Source organism: Anaeromassilibacillus sp. 1001302B_160321_C8 (genome assembly GCF_015554745.1).
Taxonomy (GTDB): Bacteria; Bacillota; Clostridia; order Oscillospirales; family Acutalibacteraceae; genus Anaeromassilibacillus; species Anaeromassilibacillus stercoravium.
Genome location: NZ_JADNJD010000011.1, coordinates 12,410 through 31,245 on the forward strand (window position 1 = coordinate 12,410; position 18,836 = coordinate 31,245).

Here is an 18,836-nt window from a genome sequence, read left to right on the forward strand (position 1 = left end):
GAGATTTTGACTTGACCAATACCGTATATTGTGTTAGAGTGTATGTGTAATTGATTTTTGTGCGCGCCTGTATTGGGCTTTCAATCCGATAGGAGAGAAACGCGGAGCAATCTGCATTGCACACGCAGTTCAAGTTTGTATGCGTCAGTAGGATAGTCATGCTCATAAGCGGCTATTTTGCTGGCTTTTTTGTTTTTGCGGGGTTTTGCCCCCTAATTTCAGCGAGAATGACGATGGTTCACAGCGATGTGAACGCCAGTGCCAAATGGCAAGGAGATCGTTGTTCTCGCTTTTTTTATTGTCCAAAATGCCGCGAGGTGTTTGGAATATATCAATACAGAAAGGTGGAACGCAGAATGATGAAGTACAAGAAGAAGTTTTTTGACACGCCTTTCCGCCGGGGTGCGGTGGTAAAAGGGAATGTCAGAACTCGCAAGAAAGGGGGAAACTACAGACCGTTTCCAAAAGTGATGCGGCCTTATCGCCGCAGTGTAGAAAGAAAGGAGTGTTGATCTTGCCGGACATCATACTTCCATATGAGCCCATCGTCATCACCGATACCACAGATCTCCCCAGAGATGAATGGCTTGCATACCGCAAGACCGGAATCGGCGGCAGCGATGTTGCAGCAATTCTCGGCATCTCACCCTTTGGGACTGCGCGGGATATCTACTATGACAAGCTGAGCATCGCCTCCTTTTACGATGATGAGGCAAACAAGTACCAGAAAAAGATCGGTACCCTGCTGGAAGATGTCGTGGCTGAGATGTTCGCAGAAGTCACAGGATACCGTGTCTTCAAAATCCGGAAAATGTTCCGCAGCCGTGAGCATTCTTTTATGCTTGCGGATGTAGATTTTTTTGTCCAACTGCCAGATGGAAGTTTTGCCATTTTGGAATGTAAAACGACCAGTCCGGACGCTACAGAGAAATGGTGGGATGGCGACAAACCAACCGTTCCCCTCAACTATCAGCTCCAGGGCCGACACTATATGCCGGTCATGCACATCAACAAGATGTTCTACGCCTGCCTGCATGGGAACAGCGAGAACTATCTGATTGTCCGCGAGCTGGACAGAGATTTGGAGTATGAGGCCGAGATGATCGCGTTGGAAGAAGATTTTTGGAACAATCATGTTCTGCGTCAGGTGCCGCCGCCCTATATCGAAGAGGGCGATCTCATCATCGAGAGTGTGCGCCGGCATTTTGGACCAGCCAATACAGATCTGCCCCCGATTGCTTTGACCGGACAGTCTTCCCATTATCTGCTGCGTTTTCTGGAGTTGCAGCAGGCCAAGAGCGAGGTCGAGGCCTCTGTTGAACAGATTGACCAGGAATTACAGCGCATGAAAGGATTGATTGTAGCCGAACTGGGGGCCGGCTGCTCCGCTACCTGCGATGTGAATGGGACACCGTATCTGGTGACCTACAATCCCGTCCGCAAACCAACGGTGACGAAGGAAAACCTGATTCGCCTGCGGGCGCAGTATTATGAGATCTGCGATGCTCTTTTCACTGGCAGCAAGCCAACGGAGTATCGGGTCCAGCAAAAGAAGATGCCACCTACCGTCCCGCAGTCCAAACGCGCATCAGATGATGATATCCACCGCACCTTTACGGCGCTACTGGAGATGCTGCCGCTATCTGAAAAGCATCGGGAGCATCTGCGTACAAAGCGTGGGCTGACAGATGAACAGATCGAGGCGCTTGGGTATAAAAGTACCCCGCCGCCTTATCTCTGCCGCTCCTATACTGACAGGCTGATTGCTCAAAAGTGTGTGGTACAGGGAGTCCCAGGATTTTATCTGGGTGACGATGGAAAATGGACGGTCAAATTCGGCAGTCGCACTGCCGGTATCATTCTGCCGGCCCGCGACCTCGATGGACGCATCCGGGGCGTACAGATCCGATTGGACACCCCTATCAAAAAAGAGGAGGACGACCCGGACAAGGATGGGATCAAATATCTCTCCCTGTCCTCATCCGACAAAAAGAATGGCGTCAGTTCTGGGGGATTGGTTCATTTTATCGGAAATCCATACGCCAGAACGATCTATGTGACAGAGGGACTGCTGAAAGCGGACATTGCCCATTATTTAATGGATCGTACCTTTGTCGCAATGGCCGGAGCCAATAACACAGCTGGGCTGGAACCATTGTTCAAAGCATTGGCGGAAAACGGCGCAGAACTGGTAGTCGAGGCACAGGACATGGATAAATACCGCAATGAGAATGTAGCCGGAGGTGCTTCAAAAGTTTACCTGCTGGCAAGAAAGTACGGGATGCAGTGCCGAAGGCTCACATGGAATCCCAATTACAAAGGTGTGGATGATTGGCAGCTTGCCATTCGTCGAAAAGAATTACAGCGAAAGGAGGAACGCAGGATGAATTATAAGCAGCGGTACCTCTTCGGTCTGTGCAGTTTCCAGCAACTTGACAGCTGCGTGGATGTATGGCACAAAGCTCCGGAGAACGGTATCAGTCTGGCAGAGTATCTGGGACTTTCCAAAGAAGAATATGCTATTTTTATGACTCAAGGCGCTCAAGCACTGGAAGAGGTTTTAGAGCGGCAGCGCCGGCACCAACGGTTTCGGATTTACCAACTGGATTTTTCCGACGGCAAGACCAAGACATTTGCCTACATGGGGCTCAAGGGACTTCACAAGGCCGGTTACAAGCAGCCTCCAGCATCGGAGTACTGCAAGGTGTTTGACGCAGAGATTATCTGCCCCATCAGGCAGACGGACGAAGAAATCTTGGAACGGCTTTTTGAGCGTTACAACGATGCTCTGCCCAAGGAGTACCCTGGGCGCAGCTTATCGCCGTCCGATGTAGTGGAACTCTATGACGAAGAGAGCCGGCGCTATTTCTACCGGGATGTCACCGCATTTGCTGCGGTAAAGTTTTCACCGTTCCTTGCCCGCCCTTTTGAAAAAAAGTCTGTGGCAGGAGATGGTGACGATTGACAGAGAAATGCAGTTCCAATCGGTATTGTCCCAATGTAAGAAGTTGGGCGCTGAATTATGCGTCAATCATGAACACAGGTATTTTACCATTGGAACGCGGCCGACATGGAATAACCCAGTTGGCCGAAAGAAAGCAAAGGAACTTCAAAATCAGGTCAGGCGCCTGTCCGAGCAATCCCCCAATGTGGTGTATTACTGCTTTGACGAGGATAACGCCCTGATCTATGTAATTTGAACAAGTATGTACGATGGCACGGTGTGGGATGTTCCCATGCCGTGTTTATTTGTGGGAAGGAGCGACATTATGGGTGTTTTTTCAGAAATGGCAATCCATGATCCGACCAACCAGGCACAATCAGGCGAGGACACTCCCTTTGTGTTGGAGGCGAATAACGCAGAGCAGGACACTGGTTTTCAAGATGAAGAACGGCAGCAGGCAGAAGCAAACGCCGCACCAGCCGCTTTGGCCTTTCTCAACGGCGACACGCCTGCGGCCAAAGAACCGGAACCTGATCTCACAGAAGAGCAGAAACGCAAGGCTCACGAGGAAAAGGAGGCTAAGCGGAAGGCGGAATGGGAGGCTGAACGCCGTAAAAAAGAGGATGAGTTGATGTTCAAATGGGAAACCGCAGTTTCCGTCAGCGATGAGGAACTGGCACGGATTTCTCAAAAGAAGGTTGGGGATGACGCCGAACGGCTGACCCGGCGAAATATGAAGATCTGTGTTACCGAGCATATCCAGTCGAAGTGCGATACAGATCCAGACTTTGCCCGGTATGTTATGCACCCGAACAAGACCATGATCAAATGTTTCCGCTATATCACCCGAAAAGCCAGGGAGTTTGCGGAGCAGGAGATGAAAGATAACGATGAAAAGCCGATAACTGGCGGGTATGGAACGGATGTGCCGGACGATCTCTGCTACAAATGGGCTGAAGAGTATTTCCTTGACCTTGAGGTTGAGGAGGACAGGGACAAAAACGACAAGTTTGTACCACAACCTTACATTGGCGGCTCTTCCAGAAGCAAGAAGGGCGGTAAAAAAGCAGAGAAGAAGCCCAAGCCCGAAGTCAAAAAGGCTTCACCGGAACCGGTCAATGAGCAGATGTCGTTGTTGGAGGGTGCATGATGCGGAGATTAGATAAGAGAGCGTGCCGCCGGGTGGCAGGCCAGGGATGGAACACAGACCGCAGCCGCGGACTGTTCATGGCCAAAAGTGTGGAGTACATTGTACGCACCGCTATAAAGACCATAGCGCGGCAAAAAACGCTGGTGTTGTATCTTTACGACACTGAGTTTGGAGATCCCGGCCCGTTGATTCCCTCTTACACGGTTTTCCAAGGGCGTGAGGACTATATCACGCTGGCCCGGAAAGATGGCGCTTTGGTCTGGCGCACATCCAAGCTGGAGCATCTGGACAATGACTACCGATTTACCGACAAGTGCGTGTTTTTCAGCAAAAACGATGAGCAACGGGTTTTGAAATATTGCAGAGCTCAAACGCAAAGCGGCTTTGTTGCTCTCGAACACTTGCAGGAAGAGATCAAAGATCAACGGGAATTGATGCGGCGTCACGCCAAGCAGCGGATTACCATTGCAAAGATGAAGCGGGTCCCGCCAATGCCAAGAGGTATCAAAGAATGGCTGCGCAGGGAGATTATGCCCTCCTATATCTTCTATGATTACCAGAAAAAAGGCCCGGTACAGGGTTACTGTACCGCCTGCCGGCACATGGTGGAAGTTCGCCCCAAGCACAACCAGATGGGCGTCTGCCCACATTGCAAACAGCCGGTGCAGTTCAAGTCCCGTGGCCGGCGCGGTTACATCTGCGACCGTGAAACCGCTGTTGTGGTACAGCAGCTCGACAACCGCACTCTGCTGCTTCGGATCCTGAAGGTCTATTTTACTTATCGAAAGGACGATGTGCCTGAACAGGACATCTCGGAGGCGATCCGGATCTTCTCTGCCGTAGACGAAGCGGGGCAATACAGCGAAGAGGTGTTCCACCACAACTTTGAGGGAAGGGATTTGACTCCGTGGAAAACGGGCTACCCACCCATCCGCTATTTGTATCAGGAGAACTTCTACGCCAGCACCTGCGGTCATCTCTTCTGCAGGATTCTGGCTAAAGAACTCAAAGGAACCCCTTGGCAGTACAGCCAACTCCAGGGATTTTATGAAAGCGACCACATTCCGCTTTCCGTAGAAACATTTTTGAAGAAGTCCGTTGTGTATTCGCAGATTGAGCTGCTTCTGAAAATGGGGTATTACGGATTTACTGCTGATTTCATCTACCGGTCTATTCCTTACCATGTCAATGCCTCTGAAAAAAAGCCGCACCGTTTTTTCGGCATACAGCCGGAAGAATGGAAGTTCCTTTTGAGGCGGGGACTGGACAAAGATGATCTGGCCTTGATGCAGAGGCTGAATGTGTTCCCGATGCCCTACAGTAAGCGGATCGAGCTGTTTCTCTGGTGCCAGCAGAATGGAGTGGATAGCTATCCGTTCAATATGATCTTGCGACTGATGAGCCCCTCTAAAATGGTGGGTTATATGCAGAAGCAATATGAGATCCTCAAGGATTACCGCACCGCACGCGGCCAGATCCGCTATGGGAACCTGCCCAGCGTCGTGTATGAGTATCGGGACTATCCAAACGCCTTTTTACACGGTTGAGGTGCAAGGCACTATGATGAGCGTCATCTATCGCATTCGGATGTTCCATTGTCTTATTCAGCCCCGTCACACCGCTTTCAAGACAAAGAGAAGACCTTCGACTTTTCTGTGCGCAAATCATGCCCGAGAAGTGTGTACAAAAGGCGATAAACCTCCGCCTGCCAGTCTTCTTTGCGGACTTTTTATAGATGTTCCTCTTAAAGTGGCCGAATGCATGAAACCATGCTATCTCGGCCGCTTTTGCTTTGCACTAAGACACCGCGTTCACTGCCGTGATCCCCCTTTCTTCTGAGTTCCCGAAAGACTTAGAAGAAATGGAGGATACATTATGTGGCATAGAAATGATGGTGCCAGCGAGGCGAATATTATACAGAACAAATTCACCGCTTATTTGATTACTGCGGTTGCTAATCGAAAAGCTGCGTACATGAATAAGCTCAAAGCCCATAGGCGTGCTATGGAATTTCTTGAGCGTTGCGGAGCGGAGGTTGAAACGTACGCAGAATTCAACTTGGATGAGGGGCTGCCCTTGATGGAACAAATTGAAAATCCATTGCTTTTACAGGCGCTGCTGCAGATCAAGGATTGGGAACGACATATTTTGCTGGCGCGGCTTCTTGATGAGCGGAGCTTCATTGAGCTGTCCAAAAATCTCGGCGTCAGCTATAAGGCGGTCTCCAACTCCTACTACCGGTTGATATTAAAACTGCGGCGCATGATGAAAGGGGATGCTATGGATGACTGATTTCAAAACACTGCTACTCCGAGCAAAGGAGAATGACCAAGCCGCCTTTGAGGAAATTCTTGCAATGTACCGGCCATTGCTGCTAAAGGAATCCATTATCAACGGAAGAATGGATATGGATGAAGATCTGTTTCAAGAATTGAGCTTGACCCTTTTCCGCTGCATCCAAACAATCAAAATCTGAATCTAATTCAGTGTAATGAAAAAGGCCCCCAGACTCTGGGGACCTTTTTCCCTGTATTGAATTTCTGTTTTTGGCATCCCTGAAAACATGACTGTCACTGCCAGTTTTCAAGCAAGCACACAAATACAAAGCAGTGTCTAGCTTTATCAAAAGTGTTATTTAACTGTACCCTATTTAAAATGTTGGTCAATTTTTTCACATCCGCATATTTGTAAAGATGCTTTTTCAACAGTGCTATATTGACTTTAAGCTCTTTACGAAGTATAATTAATTATACAAATCATACTTGTTTCACGGAGGAGAACTGAACATGGAAAAGTCGGAAGGAAAATATGCATGGACTGTGACGGTTGGTGAAAAAGGACAAATCGTAATTCCTAAGCAAGCCCGAGAGATTTTCAAAATAAATCCAGGAGATACACTGATGATTTTGGGAGACGAAAGCAGAGGGTTGGCTATCCCGCCCAAAAGTGCATTTGCTCAATTTGCGGCCACTATTTTTGAAACATAAGCAGATGAAGAAAAGGGCGAATAAGATTCTATGAGTCATGCTTTTTGTTTGTTTTTAATGGTGTTGGTATATTAGTCGGCATTTCTGAGAGATAAAAATATTTCTGTATCTGACAGAATATCTTGTACCATATATCCATATATCCATGTAAACAAGTAATTCCGGTGGAAGTTACAACTGCTTCATCGTTTTATAACACTAACTTGTGATCTCTCCGTAAGTGGAGTTTGATGAATATAATATCACCCTCTTCCTAATGGGCGTTAACAATATACAGCCTATATCTCCTATAATGGTGAATATAAGAGAGTGTGTGATGAGACCATGCGTATTGCATAAAGTGAAGGAGAATCTATGAAGACAAGGGGATTGAGAACACCAGCATCCATCAATGCCATATTGCTGTTGAGCATATTTACATTCGTCTTTTTAGGCGTGGAGTATCTTTATGTCAATATGATGTCTCGTATGGTTGGTGAGGATCAGACAGTGATTGCTCAAAATTACGCACTCGGTATCAGCGTTTTGGGATTTATCTTGTATCCGGTTTTGAATCGGGCGGTTCATGAACGGTTCAAAGCCCTACTTACCTTTTCTACCGTTCTGGTCTCCATCATCTGCATTTTTCTAATCCAGCAACATATCTCATACGCCATTACCCTAACAGCAGGGTTGATTTTGTTTTTTCTGATGGGGCTTTTCGGCAGTTCGGCTCACTATTTGGCTGTCTGTACCATCCATGGGGAGCGAACACTGGCCCGGCTGGTGGGTTTTGCCTATGCGGGCGGTATTCTTCTGCAATATATCAATAACAACTTAATCAACATAGAAATTGCCGAAGCGGTCATTCTTTCTGTTTTTCTAGCAGTGCTGAGCGTTCTGTTTATACGGACGAGGCATGTTTTTCGCGTGGAATTGATGGGTGAAGAGAAAACTTTATCTAAAGCGTTGGAGAAAACAAACGGCCCAATACAGAAAAAAATAACGACGGGCTTACTCCTGGTCTTTCTAGTGGCCCTGATGGCCTGCGTATTCAGCACATTGGACAACGCAATCACCTTAGGCCATGCTGCAGGCGCAATGGATATCGGGCAATGGCCCCGCATTCTGCTGGCGCTGAGCGGCCTGGCGGCAGGCTTTCTCTTTGATATTCGGAACAGAAAATACATGACGCTTATGATGTACTGCGTAATGGTATTCTCTGTTCTGTGTGTGATAATACTTCGGTGGGGCGGCCCATTTTTGACCGGAGTAGTGATCGCCTATATAGCTTCCGGATTTTTTGTTGTGTTTTTTACCACTAGCTTTTTAGAATTTGCGGCTTGCATGCGTATACCAGATCTCTGGGCAGGCATGGGACGGGCGGTGAATAACCTTGTGGCGGCGCTGGTTACCAACAGCTCAGTAACTCTGCTCCTTTCAGGCAGAAACCTCACACTGGTCATCTTCATGCTGGTGTTGTTTGTTGCTGTCAGTATTCTGATGTTTGCCTATACGACTAGATCCCATACGGCATTGGCCCCGCCCGAGGCCCCGGCAACAGGATACACGCCAAAAGAAAAGTTTTCTTCCTTTGCAAGTCTTTTTTCATTGACCGACCGAGAGCAGGATGTTCTGCAGTATCTTCTGGTTTCCGATAGCAGTGTGCAGGATATCGCGCAGCAGATGGCGATCTCAAGACCCGTACTGTACCGCCATATTAGCAGTCTCAATGAAAAAACAGGTACCAAAAGCCGAATCGGCCTGTTGCAATTTTATTATGAGTGGATTCCGGAAAAAGAAGACGCCGCCCTTGAAAAAAGCCCGGATTTTAGGGCTTGAGACAAATGTAACCCCTTGTTATCTCAGAAAAAACAGCATAAAAACAAAAAAAGAGATGAATGTAACCTTATATTTTAGGATACTCCATGCTATTCTCTGTTTAAGGGACTGGCGCGGAGATCTGAAAAGCAGTATAGCGCTGTGTCAGAATTTCTGATGCGGCGCTATTTTATTTGCGCAGAAGTTTTCTGCAAACAAGAAACCGGAAGGAGTGGATATAAAGATGTAAAACAATCCTGTGAAATCACTATTTCAGCAAATTTTACGTTTCTATCTAAAGCGTTTGTATGGATCAGGAGGACTTATGGTATGAAAAAGTTGAGGCGGACAAAATTTATACTTCTACTAGTGGCAGCAGTTTTTCTGACTACCCTTTCCGGATGCGGAGAAGCTGGAGACCTTGCGCAGTCTCAGATCTCTTCGGATTCCAAATTGGAAACCCATCCTTCGGACACAGAACCAGATACCCCTCCTTCGGAGGAAGCTTTATCTTCATCGAAGGACGAGATCGCCGTCACGCCAACAGCAGCCAAATCGGTCGAACTGGAGCTGTATGAAACAGCAGATTTCAGTTTGCAAATCCCCAAGGGATGGACGGTAACGAGCGGCGGCACAGGCATGTATCACTCCATCCGGGTCCAGGATCCTGCTGAGCCTCTCAACCAGATTTTCGTGCTGCTGAAGGCAGATGCTTTGCTCCACAGTCAGGAGGGAAAGGACGCCTGGGCTTATTATTCCGGGATTTCAGGCGTCCCCGGAATGCAGATATTTGCCCTGGCGCCAGTCCTGTCAACCCCCTCTACTGAGAACTTTTTTAAAATTTTTCCGCAGTATGCAGATTTTGCTGTGCAGGCTGAGCCGGGTTATACTGGCTATACCTTCCCCCGGTTTGAAGGATTTGCTGTCACCGAGCGTTTCCCGTCAACCGGCGGTTTGAGTGCTTACGCACTGAACGATGAGATTCTACGGGCTACCTTTACCGAAGGAGGAAAAGAGGGTGAGGGCATGTTTGCCGCGTCAGTGGTGGATTTCGGAAGTGCTGAGATTGCGGCGGGGCCACCAGTAGGATATCAGATCCCATCGGCGGATGGCGGCTATTATATGGCCTATAATGTGATGGCTGTAACTGCCGTGAAAGATTCTTTTCTGGAATGGATCGACATCCTTACGGAGTGCGCAAGGAGCCTAGAATATTCTGAAAGCTATGTAAATGCCGTAAAACAGGCCGGAACTGAAACCGTCGCGCGGGCTATGGAGTTCAGCCGGAATGCAAACGAGGTGCTAGACGGGATCATGTCCTCCTGGGAAAACCGAAACACCAGTCAGGATATCATCAGTCAAAAGCAAAGCGATGCAACCCTCGGATACGAGCGTATCTGCGATACCGAAACCGGGGAAATCTACAAAGCGGAAAACGGCTGGAGCGACGGGTATCATGGCGACCGGTATCAGCTGGTCTCAGAAGACTCGATGTATCTGGAACCCATCAGCGGATATATCGAATGACAGCCACAAATAGAGAACCGATAAAGAAAAAAGGAGGCGATGATATGGAAAATGTAAAACGGATCCTTCCCTATGTGAGGCGGTATGTGCTGATGGCGATCTACGATGTGTTGGATGAAGAGAGCATTTCCTATCACAAGAAAGAAGACGCGATCGTGGCCAGGGCAAAGGTGTATGGAAATATCAGCGTCTTTTCTATTTCTGCCGAGGAAAAGGAGGTAGGAACCGAGCTGAAGGTCGCGTTGCTGCAGCCATGCGGGGGATTGTCTGAACAGGGAAAAGAACGGACGATGGCCGCTATGGCGGATCAGATCGTACAGTATCTCGAAAACGAGCTTTTAATGAATCGACCCGTCGAAAGACTGAATCATGAGCCGGAAAACGGCTCTGTCAGATAAACAAAATCATAAGAGAGGAGTATTGTTATGGCGTTTCTGGATAAGTTAGGCAGCTTGGCAAAAAATTTGGGGGATAAAACCAACGAAGCGATTGCGATGAGCAAGTTGAACGGAAAAATTACATCGGAAAAGGCTCTTGCGGAAACAGAGCTGAGAAAAATCGGTGAGTATTATTATGGCCAATTTCTTTCCGGCGGCCAGATAGAGCCAGAGATACTGGAGGCCTGTCAGTCGGCCAAAGCGCATTACGATGAGGCTGCACATGCACAGTTGGAGATTGACCGAATCCGCGCGGCGGAAGCAGCGCAGGCTGTCACGACGGCCTCGGCAGGTCCTGTTTGCCCATCCTGCGGGACAGAGAACACAGCGGGAACAAAATTTTGCCGGCAATGTGGAACAAAACTGGTGGCAGAGTCCCCTGCTGTATGCCCACAATGCGGGGCGGCTGCGGAACCGGGAGTGAAATTCTGCCCGGAATGCGGCACGGCTCTTTCTCAGCCGGAACAAGCCCCTCGGCCAGATGAACAATGACTCCACTGAAAGGAGGCTTTGCCTTGAAAGAAGAAAAACAACGACTGATACGAACGTTGGCTGACGCATATCAAAGCGGCTGGGCAAAATGGTTGTTCGGCGGGCTTTGCTGCCAGCTTTTGCTTCCCTTTCTTTTGAAAACAGCCTTGCTCTACATAGAAAAACATTCGCTGGATGTGTTGACCCTGTTCCTTGCGGATTCTGCCGGGATATTGGGCGGCGCGGCCTTTGTGTTGGCTGCAGCCCGGTCAGCCCGGCCTGATAAGAGGTTCCCTTTCCGGCTATTGTTCAGCGGGATTCTTCCTCTGCTCGCCGTATTTTACGGCCGGGAATTGCTGCTGTCGCTGCTCCAAACCTACCTTGCGCCGATGTTCCAAAACCTTTGGAGCGTCTGGATTCCCGCTGTTTTGATCAATGCGACCGCTTCTGTATTGACGTCTATGCTTCTTTTTCATGTGGTGGAAACGGTTACAGGTGAAAAGAGAGCGAAAGGTGTGTCTGTTTCAGCCATCTTCTCCGCAGTGATCATGGTCGGGCTGTTCATGGGTTCTGCGATGCTGAGCTCAGCGGTCGCTCTGCTCCAGCCAGCGGGCGACAGCGTATTCGCCGCCGGGCTGGCCAGGCTGGTCTCGGCCATTGTCCAATGGGCTGTGCTGACCGGGATCCTCGCCGCCGCTTCCAGACGGCCCCTGGCCACTGGTTTGCCAACTGAAATGCCCAGCGCGCAGAAGCCTTCCGGAGAAGACGACGCATCCGCAGCCCCGCCTCCCAAATCGCCGGTATGGAAAAGCGGCTGGTTTCGCCCGGCCCTCTCCTGCCTTGTTCTGGCGCTCACACTGCTGTGGGGAGCCCTTCCTACCACCACGGAGGCCGGGTCTACCGGCTTCCTGGCCAGCATGGAGCAGCAGCTCTCCGCCGCACAGTCCTATCTTTCGGCAGGGGATTATCTCTCTGCCCGAAAGGAGTATGTAGATTATCTGGAAACGCTGGACGCGCTGGAGCAGTATGCGGAAGGAGGACACTTTGGTTCTCTCCATGCCAGTGCACACACCCGCAACGAGACCCTAGCGCAGCTGGTCAATATAACTACCGGAGCGAATGAACTTACTTTGCTGGAGGAACAGTACCGGCAGGGAAAGATCACATCGGCCCTGTGCTTCCGGCTGCTGGAGGCATATCGGCAGGCCGAAGAGCTGTCCGATGCGCAAAAAGAACTCCAGCAGGATGCTGTGGTGCAGCTGGCGGCGGCCCAGATTTACAGCGGCGCCGCACAAGAGGAAACAGGACTCTCCCCCAGCGCCGTGGAACGGCTTCTGGCCGGCCGGGCGCAGGTGGAGGTGCAGTATAATTGCGCGGACCTGATCTCCTGGGCTCAGGCGGGAGATAGCGTCGGAGAAAGCGGAGTGGACAACGATATCATGCATCGGACTATGGGGCTGGCAGAGGATTTCCCGGAAGAGATCGCCTACCAGTACCTGGTCCTTTACATGCTGGACGGGTATCCGGTTGTCCCGGGATCCTCGCAATCCTCTGAGATCCTCGCCTGTGTCGACCGATACGATACCCTCTACCGGGAGGAGCTTATGGCTGAGGACAGTGAGGATGAGCGTTTGGCCCACATGAAGAAGCTTACCGGTATCTATCTGAAGCTGGGGGACACCGCAAAGGGGGCCGCCTACGCTCAGCGGGCCGCAGAGGAAACAGGTGACCCCTTCCTTACCGAACAGGCTATGTACGGCTATTTTATGCTGGCCCAGGGAGAGGAGTGCCTGGAGCTGGCAGAGGCGGCATTGAAGGAGGATCCTGACAGCTTTATAGCCCTCAGCTATGCCGGCAGGGCCGCCATGCTGCTGGACGACTACCCGGCGGTGGCGGACTATGGAGTACGCCTGTCGGATATCGCCAAAGAGAGCGATGACCCTTACGCCGATTATATGCTCTATCAGTTCGTCAGCTACCTCACGGTGGAGGACAGTTGGTATGCAATGAGCGACAGGTTCCCCGGCGCCGCCTGTTACCACGAGCTGCCGGAGGAGCAGCTGAAGCAGATCCAGGAGAACGAATACCTCAACGCCTATATCCAGGCCTTCGCCGCATCCACAGACAATACGGTGGTGGATCTGGGTTATTATCGATGGGAGGATCCCGAGGGAGAAAGGGCGCTGGAGCTGGCGGACGCCCTCATCTCCATGAAGGAGGAAGCCGGCTTCCCCCACTATATCCGGGGGATGGTTCTCAATGGAGTGGACCGGTATGAAGAGGCAATCCGGGAATACACTGCGGCTTTGGCTCAGCAACCAGACGAACATTACATCTGGTACGCCCTGGGCGCCTGTTATGAGGAACTGGGAGATCTGCAAAACGCCCAGCAGGCGTTCCAGATCAGTCTGGACATCATGCCGAAAATCGGCAGCAGCCATACCGGAGATTGGACCGGGGTGTCCGTTCACGCGGGTTTTGCGCTGGAACGGGTCCGAGGACAGCTTGCGCAGGGAGGGAACTGAAATGATGATGACCATATCGATCCTTGTGTTTATTCTGTTTCTGTGCTGCACTGTTTTCCTGAAGGGAAGTCTGCTGGGGGGGATCCTCGGCATGGCCCTGGCGGCTGGGGCCGCGGCCCTGGCAGTGCTGCGGCGCAGGTATCCCCAGAAAAAGCTGGCGACGGCAGGATGCGTACTGTTGATTGCAGTTGCGGCCGGAACGGGACTTCTTTTTCCAGCGTCCGGACTGTCCGAAGAAAGCCCAGCTGAGAACCCGCTGATTGCACAACTGACGGAGGCGGCGCTCTCAGGTGATCTGATTGAAGGCGATCGACTGGCGGCGGAATACACTGCCGGACGTGAAAAGGATATTGCGGAAAACGGCGCGCCGGAGTTCCTCCCGGCGGACGACACGGTACATCTGCTCCTGGCCCAGTGTTGCCTCGTGGCTGGAGATCCGGCCGGGGCAGAGGCAGCTCTGAAGAAAGTGGCCGACAAAGGAAGCCAGGAGTATTTCCTCCAGTACGGCGAGCTGTGCCGCCAAATGGGAAGCGATGTAGGCTTCCGAAACAACTGGCTGGATGCCGTGTACGCCTATCCCCAGTGGGAGACCGCCAACCTGATGCGAGGGATTAGCATACTGGACGAAGTGACTGCACGCGATATGGATTATGTCCTGCCTACCATCTTTTTCTTCCTCGGCCGGGCCTACGAACTGAACCCCGAGAATCCCTACACCAACTGTTATCTGGGGGCGGCCAACTGCATCCGGGGGAACTACCCCCTGGCCCTGACCTATCTGGATCAGGCGACGGAACTGGACGACGGAAAGGACCAGGCGCTCTCCCAGACCATAGCGGAATACACGGAATTTACGAAAAAGGAGGGAAAACTGCAATGAGAAGAAAATGGATGCCTTTTGCCCTGGCGGCGATCATCGCGGCGTCGGCCGCCATAACGCCGGTCTACGCCGACGACCCGCCCTCCGGGTCGCTGCCCAGCAGTTTTGAGGGCTACCGGCCCTCCGGCTCCGACGCCGCCGGAGGCGTTTATCTCATGCTAACCGAGGAGACGATCCAGAACTGGACCAGACCCCGGGGGGAAAGTCCAAGCCAGACCCCCAGCTCTGCCGCTGTCCGGCGGGGGGCCAAGCGATTCCAGAATGGGGTGGAAAAGATTTCCACCCTGACCGAAGCGGTGGAGGATATGACCCCGGGCAGCAGCCCCTACGCCAATATTTCCCCCGGGATGGAATTTATCGATAATATCCTAACCGGAATCGGCGCCACATCGGAGATGGTCAAGCATCCCGGCGCAGAGCGGATCGGTACCGCCGCAGAGGTGACCCAGGGGGTGATCCAGTCCCAGCCGGTGGTGGACTATATCGCCGAGAACAAGCATCCCATTATTGATTTCATGGATCAGATGACCATCGACATGAACTGGGGGATCACCGAGTTGTTCGGCGGGGACGGGGACGCCTATATCCGGAACATCCGCGATAACGGGTATGAGTCCCTTGCGGGGGATTTCAACGCCTTCGATGATGTCCAAGGCCAGAACTGGCAGGACTGGAGGATCGCCCAGCTGTACCAGCGGTACGCCGAGCTGATCGCCGCGGGCAAGGAAGCCGAGGCTCAGGCCCTTCTGGACCGGCTCAACTCCATGAATCAGGATCCCTCCTCCATGACCCCCAGGGGAGTGGAGGTCAAAAAGCCCAACATCTACCTGTACCCCGAAGAGGAGACGGAGATCACCGTCACCTTTGACCGGCCGGAGCTTCTGACCGTGTCCGACCCGCTGTATGGGGACGGATGGACAGTTACCGCCCATCCGGACGGCACGTTGGAGGATGCAGGCGGCAAATATGGCTTCCTGTTCTACGAAAGCCTGGCCGTTCCCTCCATTTTCCGCCTGGACGAGGGCTTTGTGGTGAAGGCGGAGCAGCGGGAGCAGACCTACCGCCGGGTGCTGGAGTCCTATGGCTTCAACGAGCAGGAGATTCTGGATTTTATCGAATACTGGACGGATTACCTGGAGCCCGGCGTAGATTATGTGATGTATCCGCTGCTCACCGAAGGGGTGGATGCGGAAATGCCGGTCCGCTTCTCGGTCCAGCCGGACAACATATTCCGCCTGTGGTTTGGCTTTGTCCGGTACGAGGGCGGCGCGGTTCCCGAGCCGGAAATCGTTCCCATGGACCGTAGCGGCTTTGAGGCGGTCGAGTGGGGCGGCGCAGTACTGAACTGAGAGCAGGAAACAAGAGGCGCGGGGAGACAGCCTCTTCCCGCGCCTTACAGTAAAAAAGGAGGATCTAGTGTGCCATGAAGATTCGGGCTACATGGAAAAAGCGGATATGGGGAATGGCACTGGCGCTTTGCATCACGCTCCCAGCGCTTGCCCAGCCTGCTTTGGCTGCGGAAGAATATATACCCGGCAATCCCCGCTGGTCAGGCTACAAAAATCAAGTGCAGTGGGATAAGCCGGAAAACGCCGGTTCCAGCGACAGTTTCGAGTACGAGGCTCATCTGCTTCTCGAAGGCGAGGTGTTGGAAAACCAGACGTCGGAGATCCAGCCCTATGTCTTTTTCTCATCCGATACCGTGACCCTGCCGCAGGAGGAATACACCATCCGGGTGCGTGCCCGGTGGATTATGATCGTCGGGGATCCGGACGGCCAATATATGGTAGCCGATGTTGGGGACTGGGGGCCCTGGGCCTCCAGCGGCCCGGAAGCAGACGGGCCGGCCCCTGCTGCGGCTGGCTCCGGGAAGGTGGAACTCACCTTTCCGGATAACGGCGTGTCCGTCTCCCTCCAAGCGGATTTATCGGAGGATGCAGAGCTCTATGCCGATACAATGGCGGCGGAAAGCCTGCTCTCCGCCGATCCCGGACTGGAAGCCCAGCTGCCAGGGCTTTTATCGGTCTATGAGATTTCGATCCGGCAAAGCGGCAGACGGCTGGAGCTGGGGGACATTCCGATAGAGATCCGCATCCCCTTAAATGATCATCTGAAAAGCCAAAGCCATCATCAGGCGGTTTATCTCGGCGAGGAGCCGGAGCCTCTTGAAACCGTTTCCGAGGGCGACGCTTTGATTTTTGAAGCCCCTTCCCTGGGGCGGATCGCTATCCTCGGATCCGACAAGCCCTTTGTGCCGGTAGCCGCTTCCTCGGATAGCCCACAGTCTGAAGCGTCTGGAACTGCTTCCATGGAAAGCAAAACCCCGGAAACCTCCGCTCAGGCGTCCGATGGCAACGGCTCTGAAGAACCAGTCTCACCGGACAGTCCGCAGGCAGAGGAACCCGAACCGGAAAAGGATGACGGCGAAACTTCCTATATGGCGGTTGGGCTGATCGTTGCCGCAGCAGTTGCAGCAGGGGTTACGGCTTTTATCCTCCTTGCACGCAGAAAAAAAGCATCATCTCATAAATAGGATGAGACTATCAGAACCATACAAACATCGGGATACCATGCCATTGTATCCTGTCCAGCTTTATCCCCGGCAAAGCCGGAAAAAGGAGGAGAGCTCATGAAGAGACTGATTGCAGTGTTGCTGACCATTTGCATCGCTGCTGGATTGCCCGTAGCGGCATTCGCGGAAAACGGACCGTCTTCCGGAGAATGGAGCAGCGCCTGGATTCAACTGATTCAAGGAGAAGAAGCGCAGCTTCTATTCAGCAGCAGCGAGCCGGCTGTCGAAGTAGCGGGAGCGGCCTATGATCGTGAGACCAACACCATCACGCTGACCAACTACAATCACCCGAACACCAGTTTGAACACCAATGAAATGGGAGATGATTTGAAGCTGAAGTTAGTTGGGGAAAACCATATTTCCGCTCTTGTTGTGTGGGGATTCGGATGGGGTGGAAGCTTGGAAATCATCGGGGACGGTTCGCTGATTATCAATGAGACCAAGAAATCCCCCATTGCGATACGGTTTATGGCAGAAGGGACGAAAGGCGTTCTCAAAATCGGTCCGGAAGCTACGCTGACAGCATATAGAGGTTCCGACGCCGAATATTATTCCGCAGCGTTTGTGGGTTCTATTTCCAGCAGTTTTCCCTTGCAGGGCAAGCTGGCAGCAGAACCAATTCTGACAGATGACTCCGGCATGGAAGAAGAGGCCTGGCTTGGAGAAACAGTCATAAAGGAAAGCGAATACACCGCCGACGTTGAACTTGCTTCCAAAAAAGGCGATAATCGGCTCTATGGTATCCGGGTTCTTGAGCCTGATGAGGTCATTACTGAAGGGCAGGTGGATATTTTTGAACTGATCCCTGCCGCCGGGCTTCCAAGTGGAAATGAGTATCTCGCTGTCAGCGTCGCTACCCTCCGTCAAGACAGATGGCCGGAGGAATACACCAAAGACCCTGAAAACAAAATGATGACCCTAAGACAGTCTGAGTTATCCAGCATGGGGGCCATTGAAAAGGATGGAGAAATATTCTTTTGGGGCACGGACGGTTTGGAAGAAAGCGAAGAGTATCCTAAGGAGTACATGTATTCCGTCTATCGGAGCATCATGGAAATCCCAATCACAGATGCATGGAGCGGCGAGACGGCACCTGCAAAGCTTGTAGTTCCTGTGGACGGTCTAAGGAACCTCACCACCGATCAAAGCGCGGTTCCGGAGGATTATCGGCCTGAAATTGAAAAAACAGGTATGTATAGTTATTACTGCACAAATGATGTGATTCAGATATCCCCATCTGGAGATGCCGCCGCCGTTTCAGCCGGAAGGGAAAATGTAGATCCCGTCGACCCGGCTGACGGGGAATCCATTTCCCCGCCGGCAGATCTGCCGGAAGAGTATGAAAACGGATGGACAGTGCTCTCCATTGCCGCCGCCATTTTCTTAGCCGCAGTAGTGACACTGGCTTTTTTCGTTTTGGTTCGCAGGAAAAAGGCTTTAGAAAAAACAGAAGGAAAGGATGTGGGCCGCGATGAGTGACTGCAGAAAACCAAAATGGAGTTTATTCATTCCCGTTCTCCTGTGTCTGACCGTCCTGGCTGGG

The 18,836-nt window shown here is 51.8% G+C and carries 16 protein-coding genes; all 16 read left to right on the top strand.

The window, feature by feature from the left end:
• The first annotated feature begins 356 nt into the window (after nucleotides 1-356).
• The 16 genes from I2E77_RS08710 (at nucleotide 357) to I2E77_RS08790 (ending at nucleotide 18,772) form a co-directional block, all read left to right on the top strand.
• Nucleotides 357-512 (top strand): hypothetical protein, encoded by a 156-nt coding sequence (locus I2E77_RS08710; protein ID WP_158097849.1) that lies wholly within the window; start codon nucleotides 357-359, stop codon nucleotides 510-512.
• A 2-nt stretch (nucleotides 513-514) separates the two neighbouring features.
• Entirely contained in the window at nucleotides 515-2,965 is a 2,451-nt protein-coding gene (locus I2E77_RS08715; RefSeq protein ID WP_195451047.1) for a lambda-exonuclease family protein, read from the top strand.
• Nucleotides 2,966-3,269: 304 nt separating this feature from the next.
• Nucleotides 3,270-4,094 carry a Cas9 inhibitor AcrIIA9 family protein gene (locus tag I2E77_RS08725; RefSeq protein WP_195451049.1) on the top strand — a complete coding sequence of 275 codons (825 nt, stop codon included), beginning with the start codon at nucleotides 3,270-3,272 and terminating at the stop codon, nucleotides 4,092-4,094.
• Nucleotides 4,094-5,641 carry a hypothetical protein gene (locus tag I2E77_RS08730; RefSeq protein ID WP_195451050.1) on the top strand — a complete coding sequence of 516 codons (1,548 nt, stop codon included), beginning with the start codon at nucleotides 4,094-4,096 and terminating at the stop codon, nucleotides 5,639-5,641. The genes I2E77_RS08725 and I2E77_RS08730 overlap by 1 nt, the downstream gene beginning before the upstream one ends.
• 328 nt (nucleotides 5,642-5,969) lie before the next feature.
• Nucleotides 5,970-6,386, top strand: a complete 417-nt coding sequence (locus I2E77_RS08735) for a sigma-70 family RNA polymerase sigma factor (protein ID WP_087290063.1) — start codon at nucleotides 5,970-5,972, stop codon at nucleotides 6,384-6,386.
• Nucleotides 6,379-6,570 (top strand): helix-turn-helix domain-containing protein, encoded by a 192-nt coding sequence (locus I2E77_RS08740; RefSeq protein WP_087235038.1) that lies wholly within the window; start codon nucleotides 6,379-6,381, stop codon nucleotides 6,568-6,570. Before I2E77_RS08735 ends, I2E77_RS08740 begins: the two co-directional genes overlap by 8 nt.
• 310 nt (nucleotides 6,571-6,880) lie before the next feature.
• A complete protein-coding gene (locus tag I2E77_RS08745) occupies nucleotides 6,881-7,081 on the top strand; it encodes an AbrB/MazE/SpoVT family DNA-binding domain-containing protein (RefSeq protein WP_087235037.1) in 201 nt (66 codons plus the stop codon).
• Between the two features lie 354 nt (nucleotides 7,082-7,435).
• Nucleotides 7,436-8,902, top strand: a complete 1,467-nt coding sequence (locus I2E77_RS08750) for a helix-turn-helix transcriptional regulator (RefSeq protein WP_195451051.1) — start codon at nucleotides 7,436-7,438, stop codon at nucleotides 8,900-8,902.
• Nucleotides 8,903-9,043: 141 nt separating this feature from the next.
• Nucleotides 9,044-10,408, top strand: coding sequence for a hypothetical protein (locus I2E77_RS08755; protein WP_195451052.1), 1,365 nt, complete (start codon nucleotides 9,044-9,046; stop codon nucleotides 10,406-10,408).
• A 44-nt stretch (nucleotides 10,409-10,452) separates the two neighbouring features.
• Nucleotides 10,453-10,806 (top strand): hypothetical protein, encoded by a 354-nt coding sequence (locus tag I2E77_RS08760; protein ID WP_191362676.1) that lies wholly within the window; start codon nucleotides 10,453-10,455, stop codon nucleotides 10,804-10,806.
• 27 nt (nucleotides 10,807-10,833) lie between these two features.
• A complete protein-coding gene (locus tag I2E77_RS08765) occupies nucleotides 10,834-11,337 on the top strand; it encodes a zinc ribbon domain-containing protein (RefSeq protein WP_204873626.1) in 504 nt (167 codons plus the stop codon).
• Nucleotides 11,338-11,360: 23 nt separating this feature from the next.
• Entirely contained in the window at nucleotides 11,361-13,841 is a 2,481-nt protein-coding gene (locus tag I2E77_RS08770; protein WP_195451053.1) for a tetratricopeptide repeat protein, read from the top strand.
• 1 nt (nucleotide 13,842) lies between these two features.
• The gene (locus tag I2E77_RS08775) at nucleotides 13,843-14,721 is read left to right on the top strand and encodes a hypothetical protein (protein ID WP_195451054.1); all 879 of its coding nucleotides are present in this window, start codon (nucleotides 13,843-13,845) and stop codon (nucleotides 14,719-14,721) included.
• On the top strand, nucleotides 14,718-16,070 hold the full coding sequence (locus I2E77_RS08780; RefSeq protein WP_195451055.1) for a hypothetical protein: 1,353 nt from the start codon (nucleotides 14,718-14,720) through the stop codon (nucleotides 16,068-16,070). The genes I2E77_RS08775 and I2E77_RS08780 overlap by 4 nt, the downstream gene beginning before the upstream one ends.
• Before the next feature lie 74 nt (nucleotides 16,071-16,144).
• Nucleotides 16,145-17,254, top strand: coding sequence for a hypothetical protein (locus tag I2E77_RS08785; protein ID WP_195451056.1), 1,110 nt, complete (start codon nucleotides 16,145-16,147; stop codon nucleotides 17,252-17,254).
• A 96-nt stretch (nucleotides 17,255-17,350) separates the two neighbouring features.
• Nucleotides 17,351-18,772, top strand: coding sequence for a hypothetical protein (locus I2E77_RS08790; RefSeq protein ID WP_087169855.1), 1,422 nt, complete (start codon nucleotides 17,351-17,353; stop codon nucleotides 18,770-18,772).
• Nucleotides 18,773-18,836: the final 64 nt, after the last annotated feature.

What these genes read in the sequence shown, in the direction of transcription:
- I2E77_RS08710 (WP_158097849.1), top strand. Translation starts at nt 357, where the DNA reads ATGATGAAGTACAAGAAGAAGTTTTTTGACACGCCTTTCCGCCGGGGT.
- I2E77_RS08725 (WP_195451049.1), top strand. Translation starts at nt 3,270, where the DNA reads ATGGGTGTTTTTTCAGAAATGGCAATCCATGATCCGACCAACCAGGCA.
- I2E77_RS08730 (WP_195451050.1), top strand. Translation starts at nt 4,094, where the DNA reads ATGCGGAGATTAGATAAGAGAGCGTGCCGCCGGGTGGCAGGCCAGGGA.
- I2E77_RS08735 (WP_087290063.1), top strand. Translation starts at nt 5,970, where the DNA reads ATGTGGCATAGAAATGATGGTGCCAGCGAGGCGAATATTATACAGAAC.
- I2E77_RS08740 (WP_087235038.1), top strand. Translation starts at nt 6,379, where the DNA reads ATGACTGATTTCAAAACACTGCTACTCCGAGCAAAGGAGAATGACCAA.
- I2E77_RS08745 (WP_087235037.1), top strand. Translation starts at nt 6,881, where the DNA reads ATGGAAAAGTCGGAAGGAAAATATGCATGGACTGTGACGGTTGGTGAA.
- I2E77_RS08750 (WP_195451051.1), top strand. Translation starts at nt 7,436, where the DNA reads ATGAAGACAAGGGGATTGAGAACACCAGCATCCATCAATGCCATATTG.
- I2E77_RS08760 (WP_191362676.1), top strand. Translation starts at nt 10,453, where the DNA reads ATGGAAAATGTAAAACGGATCCTTCCCTATGTGAGGCGGTATGTGCTG.
- I2E77_RS08765 (WP_204873626.1), top strand. Translation starts at nt 10,834, where the DNA reads ATGGCGTTTCTGGATAAGTTAGGCAGCTTGGCAAAAAATTTGGGGGAT.
- I2E77_RS08775 (WP_195451054.1), top strand. Translation starts at nt 13,843, where the DNA reads ATGATGATGACCATATCGATCCTTGTGTTTATTCTGTTTCTGTGCTGC.
- I2E77_RS08780 (WP_195451055.1), top strand. Translation starts at nt 14,718, where the DNA reads ATGAGAAGAAAATGGATGCCTTTTGCCCTGGCGGCGATCATCGCGGCG.
- I2E77_RS08785 (WP_195451056.1), top strand. Translation starts at nt 16,145, where the DNA reads ATGAAGATTCGGGCTACATGGAAAAAGCGGATATGGGGAATGGCACTG.
- I2E77_RS08790 (WP_087169855.1), top strand. Translation starts at nt 17,351, where the DNA reads ATGAAGAGACTGATTGCAGTGTTGCTGACCATTTGCATCGCTGCTGGA.